Source organism: Ensifer sp. WSM1721, assembly GCF_000513895.2.
In the GTDB taxonomy this organism is placed as follows: Bacteria; Pseudomonadota; Alphaproteobacteria; order Rhizobiales; family Rhizobiaceae; genus Sinorhizobium.
Window position 1 is genome coordinate 208608 of record NZ_CP165785.1, and the last position, 18198, is coordinate 226805.

Here is an 18198-nt window from a genome sequence, read left to right on the forward strand (position 1 = left end):
ACGCTGGGCTGCGAGAGCAGTAATCAAGAAGAGGAAAGGTTTAGCGGTGAGTAGCTATAGCGGTCGAGTAGTTGTCGTGACTGGCGCCGGATCCGGCATGGGACGGGCGATGGTAGCCGAGTTTGTGTCCAGAGGGGCGTATGTTGCCGCTCTCGACATAAATATGGCGCGCGCCGTGGAGACGGTTGAAAAACTGGAAGTGCCGGAAATGGCGGTTCCATTGCAGGTCGATGTGAGCGATCCGCAAAGCGTGCAGCGCGGGGTAGAAACGATCATTGCCCGTTGGGGGCGGATCGATCTTCTCTGCAACAATGCAGGCGTTCTCGACGCGCATGCCCCGGCACATGAAGTTAGTCTCGAGGAGTGGAACAGGGTGCTGGCGGTAAACCTGACCGGTCCGTTCCTCATGGCGCGGGCGGTTATCCCGCAAATGCTGGCGCAGGGAAAAGGTGCCATCATCAATACGGCCTCGACGTCCGGATTTAGTGCTGCCGGCGGGGGGTCGGCCTATACCGCTTCCAAACACGGTGTCATAGGTTTGACACGGCAGCTCACGTTTGAGTACGGCGCGCGCGGCATAAGGGTCAATTCCATCTGCCCGGGAGCAACGGCCACTCCTCTGGCCTTGCCCGAACACAATGCGGCCTCTCCAGACATGGACCTTGCAATCAGCAAGGTGCCGGCAAGGCGCTGGTGCCAGCCTGAGGAAATCGCAAAGCTTGCAGCCTTCCTCGGAAGCGATGATGCGGACTATGTCCACGGCAGCGCCTATGTAATGGACGGCGGCTGGCTGACCGCTGCGCGCGACCCGTTCTAAGGTTTGGCGGGTTTGGGTCTTGCCGATCGGAATCGGCAAGGTTTCGGCGCAGCCATGGATTGTGAAAGCGACCGTGAGAGTTGGACGAAGACGTTTGCCATTGAGGCAATAGATTACCTGCGAGTGGGAGAGCGCGATGGTTGACAGGCAAGAGTGGCCAAGAACCGGGATCGAGGGTTTCGAACGCGGCTTTGCAACTGTGGACGGTGTCAGGTTGCATTATGTCAGTGGCGGGAGAGCGGACGGCGAAGTCGTCCTCCTGTTCGCCGGCTTTCCACAGAGCTGGTACGCTTGGCGCAGAATTATGCCCATTCTCGGCACGCGCTACAGGATCATTGCACCCGATCTGCCGGGGCAGGGCGACTCCGATCGCCCGATGGGCGGCTGTGATACGATGACCATCGCGAAAATCGCCCGCGGGCTAGTCCAAAAACTCGGCGTCGATCGCCACTTCCTCGTGGCCCACGACATCGGCGCGTGGGCCGCATATCCCTACGCAGCACTCTACGGAACCAGCGTTAAAGGGTTAGCTATCCTCGATACGGGAATACCTGGCATCAGTCTTCCCGACGCACTGCCTTGGTCTTCGGACGTAGCATGGCGCACGTGGCATGTCGCCTTCCACAATGTTGCTGACTTGCCGGAAGCGCTCATTGAGGGCCGAGAACACATCTATCTGAATTGGTTCCTGCAGCGCAAGGCCGCTAATCCGCAGGTGTTCTCCGACGCTGACTTCGAAGAGTATCTCCGCGTCTTCCTGTACAGCGGGCTCAAGGGCGGGCTTGCCTACTATCGCGCGGTCACGCTGTCGGCACAGCAAAACCGGGAGCTTAGTGCCAAGGGAAAGCTGGAGATGCCGGTTCTCGCGGTGCGGGCCGATCAAGGGTCAATGCCGGACCTGGTCGCACAACTGCAGAAGATAGCAACCAACGTTCGGGGAACCGCAATAGAGTCCTGCGGTCATTATCTGGCGGAGGAACAACCCGACGCACTTGCGCGGGAGTTGCAAGGCTTTTTCGGCTGACTCTTGAGGTCGGTCTATGGGTCCGGTGGTCCACCTTCCCAAGACGGGTGGATTCCAGTGGCTGCGGTTGATCGCTTCCGGTCAACCGCAGCCGAGTTCAGACCTGGCACACGGATGCTCGACCGTGACCGGCGCGCGGGCGAGAAGCTGCTATAAGCGCAAAGCTATAAGGGGAGTTTGCAATGTCGGCTTTACAGTTCTCACGTGAGGAACTCGTCAACGTCTATCGGACCATGCGGACGATCCGCCGGTTCGAGGAGCGGGTTATGGAGGAAATGGGAACGGGCGACATCCCCGGCAACACCCATCTTTATGCCGGCCAGGAGGCAAGCGCCGTCGGCGTCTGTCTGCAGCTTCGCGACGACGACTACATCTCCTCGACCCACCGCGGTCATGGTCACTCGATCGCCAAAGGGGTCGACATCGACAGCATGATGGCCGAGCTGTTCGGCCGCGCCAGCGGCACCTGCGGCGGCAAGGGCGGATCGCAACACATTGCCGACCTGCGCAAGGGCATGCTGGGCGCGAACGGCATCGTGGCGGCAGGGGCGCCGATCACCTGCGGCGCGGCGTTGAGCGCCAAGCTGCTCGGCACGAAGCAGGTGGCGGTCGCCTTTGCCGGCGACGGCGCCATGAACGAAGGGGTGATGTCGGAAAGCTTCAACCTCGCCAAGATCTGGATGCTGCCGATCATCTTCGTCATCGAGGACAACGGCTTCGGCGAGGCGACGGCAAACGCCCATGTGTCGGCCGGCAGCTTCACCCGCCGTGCCGAAAGCTACGACATCCCGACCATCGAGGTCGACGGCACCGATGTCTTCAGCGTCTATGCCGCGGCGGGCGAGGCGGTGGAGCGCGCCCGGGCGGGCGGCGGCCCGACGATGCTGCATGTGCATGTGCCGCGCTATTACGGCCACTACAGCGGTGACCCCGATACCTACCGCACCCCGGAAGAGAAGGCGGCGATGCGTCGCGAGCGCGATTGCCTCACCCATTTCCGCACACGCGTCAAGGAGGTGTCGCTGGTCGAGATGACAGAGCTCGATGCCGTCGACGAGGCGGTCGAAGCCGAGATCGACCGTGCCGTAAGCGCGGCCAGGGCGGCGCCGTTCCCGCCGCTCGCCGCGCTCACCACGGATGTTTACGTCAAGTATTTGTAAGGAGCCGGAACAATGGCACAGAAGTCTTTTCGGCAGGCCTTGAACGAAGCCCTTCACTTCGAGATGGGGCGCGATCCGCGCGTGATCATGATGGGCGAGGATCTGACTGGCGGCGCCGGCGCCAACGGGGTCAAGGATGCCTGGGGTGGTCCGTTTGGCGTCACCCGCGGGCTGCTCGACGCCTTCGGGCCGGAGCGCATTCGCGACACGCCGATCAGCGAGGCGGCGTTCATCGGCGCGGCGGCGGGGGCAGCGCTGACCGGTCTGCGCCCGATCGCAGAAATCATGTTCGTCGACTTCGCCGGCGTCTGCCTCGACCAGATCATGAACCAGGCGGCGAAGTTTCGCTACATGTTCGGCGGCCGCGCCAAGACCCCGCTCGTCATCCGCGCCACCTATGGCGCCGGCAGCCGCTCCGGCTCGCAGCACACCCAGGCGCTCTATCCGATCTTCACCCACATTCCCGGTCTCAAGGTGGTCATCCCGTCGACCCCCTATGACGCCAAGGGCCTGCTGCTGCAGGCGATCCGCGACGACGATCCGGTGATCTTCCTCGAGCACAAGATGCTCTATGACACGGTGGGGGAGGTCCCGGATGGCGCCTACACGATTCCCTTCGGCGAGGCGCGGGTGGCACGGGACGGCAAGGACGTGCTGATCGTTGCGATCGGCCGCATGGTCCAGGTCGCCGAAGAGGCCGCGCGCAAGCTGGCGGCCGAGGGCATCTCCGCCTGCATCATCGACCCGCGCACCACGTCGCCGCTCGACGAAGACACGCTGCTGGAGTTCACCGAGACGATCGGCCGTGTCGTCATCGTCGACGAAGCCAATCCGCGCTGCAGTGTCGCCACCGATATCTCGGCACTGCTTGCCGACAAGTGCTTCGATGCACTGAAGGCGCCGATCAAGCTGGTGACGGCGCCGCATGCGCCGGTTCCCTACGCCCCCAATCTCGAGGACGCCTATATCCCCTCGGCCGAGGCCGTGGTGAAGGCCGCGACCTCCATTATCAAGAGGTAGACCACGATGTCGTCAATCGAGGCAGTCACCGTTCCCAAGTGGGGAATGACGATGACCGAGGGTACGATCACCCGCTGGATGGTCGGCGAGGGCGACCCTGTCAACCGCGGTGAGGAAGTCCTGGAGATCGAAACCACGAAGGTCACCAATGTCGTCGAAGCCGCCGCCACCGGAACGCTGAGACGCATCGTTCTCCAAGAGGGAACGACGGCGCCGGTCGGTGCGCTCGCCGGCGTGATCGCCGACGAGGCGGCGACGCCGGAAGAGATCGACGCCTTCATCGCAAGCTATGCCGACCGGCTTGGTGCGGGCGACGAAGGCGACGGCGGCGTCCCTGTGCCGCGAACGATCGCTGTTGATGGGGGTGCCGTCAACGTTCTCGAAGCGGGACCTGAGAGCGACGAGACGGTGGTGCTGCTGCACGGGTTTGGCGGCGACCTTTCGACCTGGCTGTTCAACCAGTCGGCACTCGCCGAAAACATGCGGGTGGTTGCCATCGATCTGCCCGGACACGGCGCGTCGTCGCCGATCGCGGGCGGCGATGTCTTTCCGAAGATCGTCTCTGCCGTGGAAGCGGCGGTCGAAGCGGTCGCGGCCGGCAAGCTTCACCTCATCGCCCACTCCTTCGGCGGGGCCGTCGCAGCGGCGATCGCCGCCAATCGGCCCTCGCGCGTGGCTTCGCTGACGCTGCTCGCCCCGATCGGGCTGGGCCGGCAGATCAGCCGGGACTTCCTCGTCGACTTCGTTGCGGCCGAGCGCCGCCGCCCGCTGCTGGGCGTATTGGAAAGGCTGTTCGCCGATCCGTCGAAGATCACCAGCGACATGGTCGAGGGAACGCTGCGCTTCAAACGGCTCGAGGGCGTGCCGGAGGCACTGTCGGCGATCGCCGACACCATTGCCGACGACCATGGCCAATTGCAGTCGATCGGCGACCAGCTTCAGGCATTGACCTGCCCGGTGACGATCCTGTGGGGCGAGCGGGATGCGATCGTCCCGGTTCCGCAGCGAGCCGACGTGCCCGCCAACGCCCGGCTGCGCATCATCCCAGGCGTCGGCCACATGCCGCAGATGGAGGCATCCTCCGCCGTCAACGAAGCCATTCTGGAGAATGTTCAGCGCGAGCGACAGATCTGATTGTGGCTTCCCTCGGATGCTGTCATTCAAGCGATTGTCAGGCGGTGGTGGCAATAAGCCCGTTATCTGCATGAACGACAACGATTACATCGCGTCCAACAGCGGGAGCCCGGTACCATGCTAGTGGGAAAAGTTCAGGTAACGTTTCAAAGCTGACAGCTTCGCTTCGGCCAGTTGTGTCCTCATCTGGCTCATTCGAATAAGCTCGTGAGTCACGGCCGCGATTGTCGGTTGAAAATTTACAAAGCCGCCGAGGAGCAGCAAAAGGGACACCACAATGGCGACGACGACGCGGCCATCCAGGCGTGTGCGGTGTTGTTGGTGCATTAAATCCTCCCTTATCACCAACTTCGTGGATGTCTGCCCCCAAGATTTCTCGTCGGTCTAGGAGCCATTTTTCGTCACCACTGCGGAGGGCGACCTTTCGGCCATTTCCCTCGTCAGTTGCGGCGGTCCCCGGGGATGAATCCTGCCGAGCAAATTTGATTGTTTCCTACCATGTAATCGTTGACATGGCAATATTTTTGTGGTGTACACGTTTACATGAAGAGATCGGCGACTGGATCGATCGAATTTGCGGCAGCTCGGCGAGTGGCCGGCTCGAATGGGAGACGAAGGTTGAAAAAGCTGAACGTTGCGTTGATCGGTACGGGCTTCATGGGCAAGGCCCATTCAATCGCCACCGCAGTGGTGCCGATCCTGTTTGGTGCGCCGATAGAGATCGAGCGCAAGGTGATCGTCGATATCGATGAGGAGTTGGCGCGTAACGCTGCAAAGCAGTACGGCTTCGCCGAACATGCTACCGACTGGCGGGAGGTGATCTCGCGACCGGACATCGATATCGTCGATATCTGCACGCCGAACGATACCCACGCTCCGATCGCGATCGCCGCGGCCAAAGCTGGCAAGCACGTGATGTGCGAAAAGCCGATGGCGATGACCGTGGCTGACGCCGAAGCCATGCTGGCGGCCGCCAAGGAGACCGGCGTGGTTACGATGGTTTCCTACAACTATCGCCACACGCCGGCATTGCAGATGGCCAAACGTTTGATCGACGAAGGGCGGATCGGCGATATCCTGACGTTCCGTGGCTATTACCTGCAGGATTGGGGCGCTGATCCGAGCAAGCCGCTTTCGTGGCGGTTCAACAAGGCCCAAGCAGGTTCGGGGACCTTAGGTGATATCGGCACCCATGTGATTGATGCAGCGCGCTTGCTTGTTGGCGAGTTTGCCTCGGTGAACGCGATCGTGAAGACCTTCATTCCGGAGCGTCCGCTTCCGGCGGGACGCTTCTTCGGTCCGAGCGGCGCGGCCTCCTCCGAAATGGGCAAGGTCGATGTGGATGACGCGGCGCTGACGATGATCAAGTTCACCAATGGCGTTTACGGCACGATCGAAGTGACCCGCAACTCCTGGGGTCATCACAACCAACTGGGTTTCGAAATCCATGGGACCCGCGGCTCGATCGCTTTCGACTACCAGCGGCTGAACGAGTTGCGGGTGGCATTTGCCGACGACCCGGCCGATGCCTTCGGCTTCCGTACGATCTATTCGGGGCCGAACCAGCCGTTCGGCGACAAACTGTGGCCGGTTGCGGGCATGGGGCAGGGCTACATCGATATCAAATCGATCGAATGGTACAACTTCCTCAAGGCCATCGCCGAGAAAACGTCTGCGGCTCCGGATTTCGCGGACGGCCTGCAGATCGAGCGCATTGCCGAGGCCATTCTCGCCTCGGGCCAAAGTGGCAATTGGGAAAACATCGAGCAGTCCGCCTAAGGAGCCGTTCCATGTCCATCAAGCTTGCGATGCACACCTGGCCCTATGCGAGTAACCCCACGTGGTTGCCGGCCTACACGCTTGAGGAAACGATCAAGCGGGTCAAGAAAATCGGTTACGACGCGATCGAAATCGGCGCGGCCAGCCCTCATGTCTTTCCGCCGACGCTGAGCGCACAAAGGCGTAAGGACCTGGGCAAGATGCTCAAGGATTATGAGCTCGAGCTGGCGGCCATGCTGCCGGCGCATGGCGGCGGACCTGGCAACAATGTCGCCTCGCCGATCCCCGAGGAGCGTCGTTGGGCGATTGATCATTACAAAGACATGGTGCAGCTCACCGCAGACTGGGGCGGCATGCGGCTGATTTGCCTGCCGGGCTGGTATATCTTCGGCACCACGTATCGGCAGGCTTGGGACTGGGCGGCGCAGGCTGTTCGGGAAATCGCCCGATTCGCACAGGACTTCGGCGTCGAGATCGTCATCGAACCCACGCCCGAAGACAGCAACATCGTCAACACCTGCGATAACACCATCGACATGATGAAGGACGTCGGCGAGCCGAACGTGCGGTTGATGTTCGACAGCCACCACGTCATCACCGAGAAGGAGGTGATGAGCGACTATGTCTATGCGATGGGGAAGGACTTGGTCCATATTCATGCTTCGGACAACAACCGCTTGCCGCCAGGCATGGGCAGAGGCGACTTCCCGGCGCTCATCGACGCGCTGAAGGAAACCGGCTTCGACGGCTATCTCTCAATGGAATGCGGCTTCCACCAGCGAGGCATCGAGCCGGACTGGGTGGCAAGGGTCTCGTTGGAATATCTCAAACCGCTGGTCGATGCAGCAAACGCATCAAAATCGGCCTCCGCAATGTAATCGTTGACATGAGCCGTTCTCAGTGGAGGAGGACGGTCCGGTTGATCTTGGGTGCTGCCGGACACCTGAACAAGAAAAGAGGGAATAGAAATGAAGCGAATGATTATTGGAGCAACAGCGATGATTCTCGCGGCGTCGTCTGCTTACGCGGGCGATATCGGAGTTACCATTGCTTCCAACGACACGTTCCTGGCGGTGATGGTTCAGGCGATGAAGGACGAGGCCGCCAAGACCAGCCAGCCTCTGCAGATCGAGTTTGCCGACGCCGACGTCAACAAACAGCTGTCGCAGATCCAGAACTTCATTGCCGCCAAGGTCGACGCCATCATTGTCAACGTCGTGGAAAGCACTGCGACACCGACAATCACGAAAATGGCGGCCGACGCCAGCATTCCGCTGGTCTATGTCAACAACACGCCGAGCGATCTCGACCAGCTCGGCCCGAAGGCGGCCTTCATCGGCTCTAAGGAGATCGATGCCGGCACGCTGCAGGCCAAGGAAGTCTGCCGCGTCTTGAAAGAGCAGGGCAAGACCGAGGATGCCGGCATTCTGATCATTCAGGGTGTTCTCGCCCAGCACGCTGCGGAACAGCGGAGCAAGGCGGTCCACGACGTCGTTGCGACGCCGGAATGCAACTTCATGAAGATTATCGACGAGCAGACGGCACAATGGGATCCGGTGAAGGCGCAGGATCTCATGACCAACTGGATCACGGCGGGCTACCAGCCGGTCGCGGTCCTCTCCAACAACGACGACATGGCGCTGGGCGCCATCAACTCGCTCAAGGCGGCCGGTTGGGACATGAAGGACGTCATCGTTGCCGGCATCGATGCCACCAAGGAAGCGATGCATTACGTGAAGACTGGCGATCTAGACGCCACCGTCTTCCAGGATGCAGTGGGACAGGGCGCCGGTTCGGTGGACGCCGCCATCAAGCTTGCCAAGGGCGAGAAGGTCGAATCCCCGGTCTGGATTCCGTTTGAACTGGTGAATGCGGCTAACGTCGACACCTACCTCAACAAGAACTGATCGCCGCTGACTGCGGATGTGCCGCAAACGGCGGCACATCCGCGCAGGCTATCTCCAACGACACTTGAGGCGGAGGTTTCTTCGCAATGGCAACGCCTTCTGGAGCCACGGCCGTGGCAAAAACGCCGGCCATGAAAAGAAAGCTTGGGAACGAAATGTCGACGGCCGTTGTGCTCGTCGGGATTGCCCTCGTCTTCGAGATCCTCGGCTGGATCTTTGTGGGAAGTTCATTTCTCGGCAACCAGCAGCGGCTGTCGATCATCATTCTTCAGGTCTCCGTCATCGGTATTCTTGCCGTTGGCGTGACGCAGGTCATTATCACGAGTGGTATCGATCTTTCATCGGGCTCCGTGATCGGTCTCGCTGCCATGGTGGCGGCTTCGCTTGCTCAAAGCTCGACAGATGTGCGCGCCCTTTATCCTGCCCTGACGGACCTGCTGCCGATTTGGCCAATTTTGGCAGGGCTCTTGGTTGGCTTGCTCGCCGGTCTGATCAATGGCTTGATCATCGCGAAGACCAACATTCCGCCCTTCATCGCAACCTTGGGAATGATGGTCTGCGCCCGCGGCGTCGCCAAGTGGTACACTCTAGGTCAGCCTATCGGGCTGCTCACTCCCAATTTCACTTGGCTCGGCAAGAGCTTTTTCATCCTGGGCTTCCCCTTGCCGCTGCCGGTAATCATCTTCATTGCCGTTGCAGTCATCTCGCACATCGCTCTGCGCTATACGCGCTACGGCAAGTTCACTTATGCGATTGGCGCCAATCCTCAGGCCGCGCGAGTCTCAGGCATTGATATCGGCTCGCACCTCATCAAGGTCTATGCCATCGCGGGCTTGCTTTCCGGCCTTGCCGGAGTGGTAACTGCGGCGCGTGCGGCCTCCGCTCAGCCCACGATGGGGGTCGCCTATGAACTGGATGCCATCGCGGCCGCGGTGATTGGCGGCACGTCGCTTGCCGGCGGCGTCGGTCGCATTACCGGCACGGTGATCGGCACCATCATTCTCGGCGTCATCACCTCAGGCTTCACCTTCCTCAAGATCGGCTCCTACTACCAGGAAATCATCAAGGGGATGATCATCGTCGTCGCCGTCATCATCGATCAGTACCGGCGTTCCCGCAAAACAAGGGTTTGACGCCAACGAAGGCAACCGCAGCCACATGCATGCCGGTAGCGGAAAAGTCGCTTCGAAAATCGAGCCGCCGACCGGGAAATGTCAGTGAGGAACAAATGTCTGCTTTGCAGCTATCACATGAGCAGCTCATCAACGTCTATCGAACCATGCGGACGATCCGCCGGTTCGAGGAGCGAGTGATGCAGGAAATGGGAACGGGCGACATTCCCGGCAACACCCATCTTTATGCCGGCCAGGAGGCAAGCGCCGTCGGCGTCTGTCTGCAGCTTCGCGACGACGACTACATCTCCTCGACCCACCGCGGTCATGGTCACTCGATCGCCAAAGGGGTCGACATCGACAGCATGATGGCCGAGCTGTTCGGCCGCGCCAGCGGCACCTGCGGCGGCAAGGGCGGATCGCAACACATTGCCGACCTGCGCAAGGGCATGCTGGGCGCGAACGGCATCGTGGCGGCAGGGGCGCCGATCACCTGCGGCGCGGCGTTGAGCGCCAAGCTGCTCGGCACGAAGCAGGTGGCGGTCGCCTTTGCCGGCGACGGCGCCATGAACGAAGGGGTGATGTCGGAAAGCTTCAACCTCGCCAAGATCTGGATGCTGCCGATCATCTTCGTCATCGAGGACAACGGCTTCGGCGAGGCGACGGCAAACGCCCATGTGTCGGCCGGCAGCTTCACCCGCCGTGCCGAAAGCTACGACATCCCGACCATCGAGGTCGACGGCACCGATGTCTTCAGCGTCTATGCCGCGGCGGGCGAGGCGGTGGAGCGCGCCCGGGCGGGCGGCGGCCCGACGATGCTGCATGTGCATGTGCCGCGCTATTACGGCCACTACAGCGGTGACCCCGATACCTACCGCACCCCGGAAGAGAAGGCGGCGATGCGTCGCGAGCGCGATTGCCTCACCCATTTCCGCACACGCGTCAAGGAGGTGTCGCTGGTCGAGATGACAGAGCTCGATGCCGTCGACGAGGCGGTCGAAGCCGAGATCGACCGTGCCGTAAGCGCGGCCAGGGCGGCGCCGTTCCCGCCGCTCGCCGCGCTCACCACGGATGTTTACGTCAAGTATTTGTAAGGAGCCGGAACAATGGCACAGAAGTCTTTTCGGCAGGCCTTGAACGAAGCCCTTCACTTCGAGATGGGGCGCGATCCGCGCGTGATCATGATGGGCGAGGATCTGACTGGCGGCGCCGGCGCCAACGGGGTCAAGGATGCCTGGGGTGGTCCGTTTGGCGTCACCCGCGGGCTGCTCGACGCCTTCGGGCCGGAGCGCATTCGCGACACGCCGATCAGCGAGGCGGCGTTCATCGGCGCGGCGGCGGGGGCAGCGCTGACCGGTCTGCGCCCGATCGCAGAAATCATGTTCGTCGACTTCGCCGGCGTCTGCCTCGACCAGATCATGAACCAGGCGGCGAAGTTTCGCTACATGTTCGGCGGCCGCGCCAAGACCCCGCTCGTCATCCGCGCCACCTATGGCGCCGGCAGCCGCTCCGGCTCGCAGCACACCCAGGCGCTCTATCCGATCTTCACCCACATTCCCGGTCTCAAGGTGGTCATCCCGTCGACCCCCTATGACGCCAAGGGCCTGCTGCTGCAGGCGATCCGCGACGACGATCCGGTGATCTTCCTCGAGCACAAGATGCTCTATGACACGGTGGGGGAGGTCCCGGATGGCGCCTACACGATTCCCTTCGGCGAGGCGCGGGTGGCACGGGACGGCAAGGACGTGCTGATCGTTGCGATCGGCCGCATGGTCCAGGTCGCCGAAGAGGCCGCGCGCAAGCTGGCGGCCGAGGGCATCTCCGCCTGCATCATCGACCCGCGCACCACGTCGCCGCTCGACGAAGACACGCTGCTGGAGTTCACCGAGACGATCGGCCGTGTCGTCATCGTCGACGAAGCCAATCCGCGCTGCAGTGTCGCCACCGATATCTCGGCACTGCTTGCCGACAAGTGCTTCGATGCACTGAAGGCGCCGATCAAGCTGGTGACGGCGCCGCATGCGCCGGTTCCCTACGCCCCCAATCTCGAGGACGCCTATATCCCCTCGGCCGAGGCCGTGGTGAAGGCCGCGACCTCCATTATCAAGAGGTAGACCACGATGTCGTCAATCGAGGCAGTCACCGTTCCCAAGTGGGGAATGACGATGACCGAGGGTACGATCACCCGCTGGATGGTCGGCGAGGGCGACCCTGTCAACCGCGGTGAGGAAGTCCTGGAGATCGAAACCACGAAGGTCACCAATGTCGTCGAAGCCGCCGCCACCGGAACGCTGAGACGCATCGTTCTCCAAGAGGGAACGACGGCGCCGGTCGGTGCGCTCGCCGGCGTGATCGCCGACGAGGCGGCGACGCCGGAAGAGATCGACGCCTTCATCGCAAGCTATGCCGACCGGCTTGGTGCGGGCGACGAAGGCGACGGCGGCGTCCCTGTGCCGCGAACGATCGCTGTTGATGGGGGTGCCGTCAACGTTCTCGAAGCGGGACCTGAGAGCGACGAGACGGTGGTGCTGCTGCACGGGTTTGGCGGCGACCTTTCGACCTGGCTGTTCAACCAGTCGGCACTCGCCGAAAACATGCGGGTGGTTGCCATCGATCTGCCCGGACACGGCGCGTCGTCGCCGATCGCGGGCGGCGATGTCTTTCCGAAGATCGTCTCTGCCGTGGAAGCGGCGGTCGAAGCGGTCGCGGCCGGCAAGCTTCACCTCATCGCCCACTCCTTCGGCGGGGCCGTCGCAGCGGCGATCGCCGCCAATCGGCCCTCGCGCGTGGCTTCGCTGACGCTGCTCGCCCCGATCGGGCTGGGCCGGCAGATCAGCCGGGACTTCCTCGTCGACTTCGTTGCGGCCGAGCGCCGCCGCCCGCTGCTGGGCGTATTGGAAAGGCTGTTCGCCGATCCGTCGAAGATCACCAGCGACATGGTCGAGGGAACGCTGCGCTTCAAACGGCTCGAGGGCGTGCCGGAGGCACTGTCGGCGATCGCCGACACCATTGCCGACGACCATGGCCAATTGCAGTCGATCGGCGACCAGCTTCAGGCATTGACCTGCCCGGTGACGATCCTGTGGGGCGAGCGGGATGCGATCGTCCCGGTTCCGCAGCGAGCCGACGTGCCCGCCAACGCCCGGCTGCGCATCATCCCAGGCGTCGGCCACATGCCGCAGATGGAGGCATCCTCCGCCGTCAACGAAGCCATTCTGGAGAATGTTCAGCGCGAGTGAGCACGCGTTGAACCGGTGTCCGAAGTTGAAGTGAACTGATCGGTGATGATCTAATTGGGAGCAAATCCATGTCCGGACGGTTGTCAGGAAAGCGCGTTCTCTTGACTGGAGGCGTAGCGAATATCGGTCTTGCGATACTTGATGCCTTCGTCGCTGAAGGCGCGATCGTTTCCGTGGTCGACATCGATGCGACCAAGGGCAGCGAAGTCGAGAAGCGCTTTGGCGACCGGGTTCGCTTCTTCAAAGCGGATATCTCGCAGGAAGAGGAAATCAAAACGGCGATCGCTCAATCGGTCACCTGGATGAAGGGGATGGACACGCTGTGCCTGAATGCGGGCGTCCAGCTCTCCGGCAAGGTGGAAGAATTCAGTACCAGCAATTGGGACAAGGTTTTCACGATCAATGTACGAGCCAATTTCATCTTCGCGCGCGAGTCTGTCAAACATCTCCGCGAGGCTGGTAAATCCTCAATCGTCATGATGTCGTCGCTGGCTGGCAAACGCGGCGCTCCCGGATTGCTGGCCTATTCGGCATCCAAGGCCGCGGTGATTGGACTGACGACAACGCTCGCGCTCGAGTTGGCCCGCGACGGGATTCGCGTAAACGCTGTCTGCCCCGGTTGGATAGACACGCCGTTCAACCAGCCAGCCATTGATTATATTGGCGGAAGGGCCAAGCAGGAGGCTCTGGTTCCGACGGTCATTCCGCTTGGGCGGCAAGCCACACCGCAAGAGGTCGCGCCGCTGTTCGTCTATCTCGCCTCGGATGAGGCTTCGTATGTCACTGCTCAGTCGATCAATGTCGACGGCGGCATCTATAATTAATGGTCATGGCGAGGGCGCGAAAATGGCGAAGATGATCACGCATGAATCCGCACTCAAAGCCATTGAGGTCGGGGCGGCGAAGGCACGGGAGCTTGGGGAGCCGTCTTCTCTTGCGATCGTTGATGTCGGCGGCAATCTGATGGCGTTCTTGCGCGTCGACGACGCCGCGCTTTCCACAGTCGAGATCGCGCAAGGTAAGGCATATACCGCTCTGGCCCTGCGTTCACCTTCCGGGAACTGGCTCGAAATCGTGCAGCCAGGTGCAGCGCTCTATGGGCTCGATGCGCTCGGCGGACGCAGGCCTTTCGTCGTCTTCGGCGGCGGATTGCCGGTCTACGACGGCAAGACCGTCATCGGAGGTGTTGGCGTCTCCGGCGGACCGGCAGATGCGGACGTGGCCATCGCTGAGGTGATGGTGTCCGCGCTGCAGCAGCACTAACTCCTATTCTGTCCTCTCCTGCCTATGAGGTTCACATGTCAATGGAGTCAGTTGCAACAAAAGGATCCATGTCGGCTTCCGAAGTTCGACAATTGATCCGCCAAGGGAGCCTCCGGGTCCCGACAACGGGATTTGCCGAGGGCTTCATGCAAGCCAATCTTGTGATCTTGCCCGAACGCCACGCCTCCGACTTCCGTCTGTTTTGCGATCGCAATCCCAAAAGCTGCCCCTTGCTTGGCATCGGCAAGCCAGGGGATCCGGGCTTACCCGAATTAGGCTCGATCGACATCCGCACAGATGTGGCACGATATCGGGTGTATCGATCAGGCGCGCACACGGAGACGGTAGAGAACCTCTCTGACATCTGGCGAGACGATCTTGTCACCTTTGCGCTTGGTTGCTCATTCTCGTTCGAGAGCGCGATCCTTCGCGCTGGGATCGATATCCGCCACATTAGTGCCAGTCGCAACGTTCCGATGTATGCAACGAACCTTCCGACCAGCCCCGCAGGGCCGTTTGCCGGTTCGATGGTGGTGTCGATGCGGGCATTCCGGCCGGCCGACGCCATCCAGGCGATCGTCTTGTCCGAACGTTACCCGCTTGCCCACGGCGCTCCGGTTCACATAGGCGATCCTACCGAGATCGGCATCAAGGACATCAACAAGCCGGATTTCGGAGATCCGCCGGTCATCGAACCGGGTGACATACTCGGTTTCTGGGCATGCGGGGTAACACCGCAGCTGGCGCTTCAGCAGGCGAAACTCGATCTGGCAATCACCCATGAACCGGGTTTCATGCTCGTAACCGATCTTCCAGCGGATCTTCCGGGTACGCCCGGCAAAGAAGCTTTGAGAAACTGAAGCGAACTCGGCGGCCAAACAGGCCCGCCCTTTGCGGAACCAACTGGAGACCACCTAATGTCTGATCACCGCATCCGCCTTGAATGGGCCGCGACCGAACATAGCAAGCAACCTGGTACATACAGTCGTGATCATAAGGCGATCATCAGTCCCCAGGTGACAATTCCTGTGTCGGCCGCACCGGATTATCTGGGCAACAGTGAACTGGCCGATCCGGAACAATTGCTCGTTTCCGCACTTGCTAGTTGCCACATGTTGTACTTCCTCGCCATTTGTGAAGGTAGCGGCTACGCCGTCAGCACCTATGTCGACGAAGCCATAGGCAAAGTGGCGAAAAGCCCCGAGGGTTTCTACTCGGTGTCATCGATCACCCTGCGGCCCAAGGTTTCTTTCAGCTCTGAGAAACAGCCGGACCGGGAGACGTTGGAGCGACTGCATCATCGCGCGCACAAAGGATGCTTCATCGCAAACTCCATCAAGAGCAATGTCTCGATCGAACTGGGCTGACCCAGTCAGCTGTTCCAATTAGCCGTACGAAATCTCGTGAAGGAAACAGGTGAATCATGAAGGAAAAACTTGTCGTTATTGCCACTGTTGTAGCCCATCCAGGTAAAGAGGAGCAGCTTCGAGAGGGGCTGCTGGGGCTGGTTTCCTTTGCAAAGACGGAGCCGGGCTTTGTTCAGTACGACCTGCATGTGTCGCTCGAGCGTCCCGGAGAGTTCGTCTTTTATGAGATCTGGGAAGATGAGCAGTCGCTTGACGTGCACAACAATACGGAATCGATGAAGGCATTCGGCGCAAAGGCGGGCCAATGGATCCAGTCTGTTACGCTCAATAAGTACAAGCGGATCTCTTAAGCCCGGATGCCTTCATCGGCTTGATCGCGAATGCGAATGTGGTCTTGCCCGGCCGGACGGCCAAGATATCGGTGGACGATAGCAATCGTTTACGGCATGTGCCAGGTTAAAGGACTGTCGGATGACTTCGAACATGGATAAAGGGCATCAGAAGGTTCTCGATCTTTCGGTGCACTATCGCCCAATCGCCTTGAAGGCTGTTCTTGCCGCTTGCAGCATTGGTTCCGCAAAAGCAGAACCAATGCCGTTGCGACGGGAGTTCCACCGCCATCCAGATTTCCATGGGTACGAGGAAGACTAAACCGGCTTGGCCTCCTCCCGATGTGAAGGCGATATCTGGCGCCGGTGGCACATTCGCGGATCCTTCCGCAACCATCTTTAGGACAGGAGCGGAGCGAGGCGGTCCTCAGTTGCCATCAGATTCAGGCCAACTGTGGCAGCTAAAGACGCGGCGGCGCTCCGGCAGCGCTTGCGCTTCGCTAACGGATCTCGGCAACAGCTTCGATTTCCACGGCCATGCCCGAGGGGAGTGCGTGCGTCCCGGAGGCAATGCGGGCGTGACGGCCTGCCACACCCAGAACATCGCACATCAGATCTGAGGCTGCGTTGAGCACCTTTGCCTGGTCTTCAAAATCAGGAGTGCAACGGACAAGCCCCGCGAGTCGGACGAGCCGTACGATCCGATCGAGGTCACCGCTGCAGGCAGAGCGTAACTGCCCCAATATATTCAATGCGCAAAGGCGGGCCGCTGCCTGGCCATCCGCGAGGGTCAAATTACCCCCAATGACGCCCTTATAGATCAGCTGACCACTTTTGCGAGGGCCTTGGCCGGCGACGAAGACCAGAGCACCGGACTGGACAAAAGGAAGATAGTTCCCGTGAGGAGGATTTACTTCGGGAAGCTCCAGTCCGAGGCGTGCCAAGCGCGTTTCAACAACTCCCATACCTATGTCCATTCTCACTTCACTTGGCGCCAATCGCCGCTATCGCCCTTCCAACCCACGACCCTGCCGGCAAGGCGCTCTAGCGTGTTGCGCAACGTGGTCACAAGACCTGCCCATTCGCTGGCGGAAATGCCGTCCACTGCCGGTTCTGGCCCCATAAACATGCCGTCGACGCCGCCGAAGGAAACGCATTGTTCTATGCATCGGCGCTCGAGCTCGCCGTCGTGGAAGATCGAGGGTTTCTCAAGCAGTGCCGAAAGGGCAGCGATAAGCCCGGTGGCGCCCCAGTTCGAGACGTTCGAGACGATCAGGTGGTCGGCTGCCGTTGCCGCCGCCACACCGCCACGTGCTGGATGGCCACTGTCCTTGGCCTTCGGTGAAAAGGACTTGAGCTCGTCTGCGATTACGCCCATCCCCAATTCATTTCCTCCATCGCCGATAGCAACGAACGGAACGCCTTTTGACTTCGCGCGAAGGAAAAATTGATCGAGATCGGCAACAAGACCGTCGAGCGGCCGTCCACCGAGGCCATGATACAGGCCGCGATCATTTCTTCCAGGACGCTCAATCGAGATGACCAGGGACGGTCTGGTTACATCGAGCAGAGCGTCCGTAATCTCCCGGCAGCCTGCATCGTCTTTCGGCACGCTGCGAATATAGACCGGCCGGATGAACTCGACCGACTGGATGACGCCGGTTTCGGGGAAGGGAAGAGGAGAAAGGCCGGCTCCCCGACAAGTGCCGATCATCATCTCTACCCAGTCGTCATCCGTCAGGATAACCGTTTCAACACCCAGCCCCAAGAAGAATGCACGCGCCATGAGCGCCGCGCCCACGGGCCCATCGGTCTCGGGAACGCCGGCCCCCTCGGGAAAGCCTGTGGCAATGACGATCGGGCCGCCATTGTCTCGCACCCGGTCGCAAATCAGTTTGGCAGCCATCATGCAAGCCGGACCGGGCTGGCGCCCTTGGAGTGCATCATAAATCTTGCCGATCAGCCCGACGCCCGTGAGGTCGAGCGTCATGAAATTCTCGATAGTCCGGGCGATCTTCTCGCCCTGTGCACTTTGCAGATCAAGCAT

At 61.0% G+C, this 18198-nt stretch carries 21 protein-coding genes; 18 read left to right on the forward strand and 3 right to left on the reverse strand.

The features are described 5' to 3' along the window. Nucleotides 1-46: 46 nt before the first annotated feature. The 5 genes from M728_RS29230 to M728_RS29250 all read left to right on the forward strand — a co-directional run bounded on the left by M728_RS29230 (nucleotide 47) and on the right by M728_RS29250 (nucleotide 5155). A complete protein-coding gene (locus M728_RS29230) occupies nucleotides 47-817 on the forward strand; it encodes an SDR family NAD(P)-dependent oxidoreductase (RefSeq protein ID WP_029965224.1) in 771 nt (256 codons plus the stop codon). A 136-nt stretch (nucleotides 818-953) separates the two neighbouring features. After that, nucleotides 954-1841: an alpha/beta fold hydrolase gene (locus M728_RS29235; RefSeq protein WP_026622502.1), complete on the forward strand. Its 888-nt coding sequence runs from the start codon at nucleotides 954-956 to the stop codon at nucleotides 1839-1841. A gap of 182 nt (nucleotides 1842-2023) precedes the next feature. Beyond that, complete coding sequence (locus M728_RS29240) at nucleotides 2024-3001, forward strand: thiamine pyrophosphate-dependent dehydrogenase E1 component subunit alpha (RefSeq protein WP_370906544.1); 978 nt, start codon at nucleotides 2024-2026, stop codon at nucleotides 2999-3001. Between the two features lie 12 nt (nucleotides 3002-3013). Continuing rightward, entirely contained in the window at nucleotides 3014-4021 is a 1008-nt protein-coding gene (locus M728_RS29245) for an alpha-ketoacid dehydrogenase subunit beta (protein WP_370906545.1), read from the forward strand. A 6-nt stretch (nucleotides 4022-4027) separates the two neighbouring features. Continuing rightward, on the forward strand, nucleotides 4028-5155 hold the full coding sequence (locus M728_RS29250; protein ID WP_026622972.1) for an acetoin dehydrogenase dihydrolipoyllysine-residue acetyltransferase subunit: 1128 nt from the start codon (nucleotides 4028-4030) through the stop codon (nucleotides 5153-5155). Nucleotides 5156-5275: 120 nt separating this feature from the next. Here the strand turns inward: M728_RS29250 and M728_RS29255 are convergent, their stop codons facing one another. Beyond that, on the reverse strand, nucleotides 5276-5482 hold the full coding sequence (locus M728_RS29255; protein WP_026622971.1) for a hypothetical protein: 207 nt from the start codon (nucleotides 5480-5482) through the stop codon (nucleotides 5276-5278). A gap of 291 nt (nucleotides 5483-5773) precedes the next feature. Here M728_RS29255 and M728_RS29260 point away from each other — a divergent pair, with 291 nt between their 5' ends. The 13 genes from M728_RS29260 (at nucleotide 5774) to M728_RS29320 (ending at nucleotide 16473) form a co-directional block, all read left to right on the forward strand. Further along, on the forward strand, nucleotides 5774-6934 hold the full coding sequence (locus M728_RS29260) for a Gfo/Idh/MocA family protein (protein WP_026622970.1): 1161 nt from the start codon (nucleotides 5774-5776) through the stop codon (nucleotides 6932-6934). A gap of 11 nt (nucleotides 6935-6945) precedes the next feature. Next, on the forward strand, nucleotides 6946-7812 hold the full coding sequence (locus M728_RS29265) for a sugar phosphate isomerase/epimerase (protein ID WP_026622969.1): 867 nt from the start codon (nucleotides 6946-6948) through the stop codon (nucleotides 7810-7812). A gap of 90 nt (nucleotides 7813-7902) precedes the next feature. Beyond that, the gene (locus tag M728_RS29270) at nucleotides 7903-8841 is read left to right on the forward strand and encodes a substrate-binding domain-containing protein (RefSeq protein WP_026622968.1); all 939 of its coding nucleotides are present in this window, start codon (nucleotides 7903-7905) and stop codon (nucleotides 8839-8841) included. An 86-nt stretch (nucleotides 8842-8927) separates the two neighbouring features. Next, on the forward strand, nucleotides 8928-9974 hold the full coding sequence (locus tag M728_RS29275) for an ABC transporter permease (protein WP_026622967.1): 1047 nt from the start codon (nucleotides 8928-8930) through the stop codon (nucleotides 9972-9974). A 95-nt stretch (nucleotides 9975-10069) separates the two neighbouring features. After that, complete coding sequence (locus M728_RS29280) at nucleotides 10070-11047, forward strand: thiamine pyrophosphate-dependent dehydrogenase E1 component subunit alpha (RefSeq protein ID WP_370906546.1); 978 nt, start codon at nucleotides 10070-10072, stop codon at nucleotides 11045-11047. A 12-nt stretch (nucleotides 11048-11059) separates the two neighbouring features. Beyond that, nucleotides 11060-12067 (forward strand): alpha-ketoacid dehydrogenase subunit beta, encoded by a 1008-nt coding sequence (locus M728_RS29285; RefSeq protein WP_370906545.1) that lies wholly within the window; start codon nucleotides 11060-11062, stop codon nucleotides 12065-12067. Between the two features lie 6 nt (nucleotides 12068-12073). Beyond that, nucleotides 12074-13192 (forward strand): acetoin dehydrogenase dihydrolipoyllysine-residue acetyltransferase subunit, encoded by a 1119-nt coding sequence (locus tag M728_RS29290; RefSeq protein WP_026622414.1) that lies wholly within the window; start codon nucleotides 12074-12076, stop codon nucleotides 13190-13192. Between the two features lie 68 nt (nucleotides 13193-13260). Next, complete coding sequence (locus M728_RS29295; RefSeq protein WP_026622413.1) at nucleotides 13261-14016, forward strand: SDR family NAD(P)-dependent oxidoreductase; 756 nt, start codon at nucleotides 13261-13263, stop codon at nucleotides 14014-14016. Nucleotides 14017-14038: 22 nt separating this feature from the next. Next, nucleotides 14039-14455, forward strand: a complete 417-nt coding sequence (locus M728_RS29300) for a heme-binding protein (protein ID WP_026622412.1) — start codon at nucleotides 14039-14041, stop codon at nucleotides 14453-14455. A 35-nt stretch (nucleotides 14456-14490) separates the two neighbouring features. Then, on the forward strand, nucleotides 14491-15315 hold the full coding sequence (locus M728_RS29305) for a putative hydro-lyase (RefSeq protein WP_051441000.1): 825 nt from the start codon (nucleotides 14491-14493) through the stop codon (nucleotides 15313-15315). Nucleotides 15316-15372: 57 nt separating this feature from the next. Then, a complete protein-coding gene (locus M728_RS29310; protein WP_026622410.1) occupies nucleotides 15373-15822 on the forward strand; it encodes an OsmC family protein in 450 nt (149 codons plus the stop codon). Between the two features lie 56 nt (nucleotides 15823-15878). Further along, complete coding sequence (locus M728_RS29315; RefSeq protein ID WP_014989392.1) at nucleotides 15879-16172, forward strand: putative quinol monooxygenase; 294 nt, start codon at nucleotides 15879-15881, stop codon at nucleotides 16170-16172. Nucleotides 16173-16293: 121 nt separating this feature from the next. Further along, nucleotides 16294-16473, forward strand: coding sequence for a hypothetical protein (locus M728_RS29320; RefSeq protein WP_156943531.1), 180 nt, complete (start codon nucleotides 16294-16296; stop codon nucleotides 16471-16473). A 178-nt stretch (nucleotides 16474-16651) separates the two neighbouring features. On the opposite strand, the gene M728_RS29325 is transcribed toward M728_RS29320, so the two are convergent. Together M728_RS29325 and M728_RS29330 are read right to left on the reverse strand one after the other, a co-directional pair. After that, nucleotides 16652-17128, reverse strand: coding sequence for a RidA family protein (locus M728_RS29325; RefSeq protein ID WP_245269779.1), 477 nt, complete (start codon nucleotides 17126-17128; stop codon nucleotides 16652-16654). Between the two features lie 2 nt (nucleotides 17129-17130). Continuing rightward, nucleotides 17131-18198 carry a DUF4392 domain-containing protein gene (locus M728_RS29330; RefSeq protein ID WP_026622408.1) on the reverse strand — a complete coding sequence of 356 codons (1068 nt, stop codon included), beginning with the start codon at nucleotides 18196-18198 and terminating at the stop codon, nucleotides 17131-17133.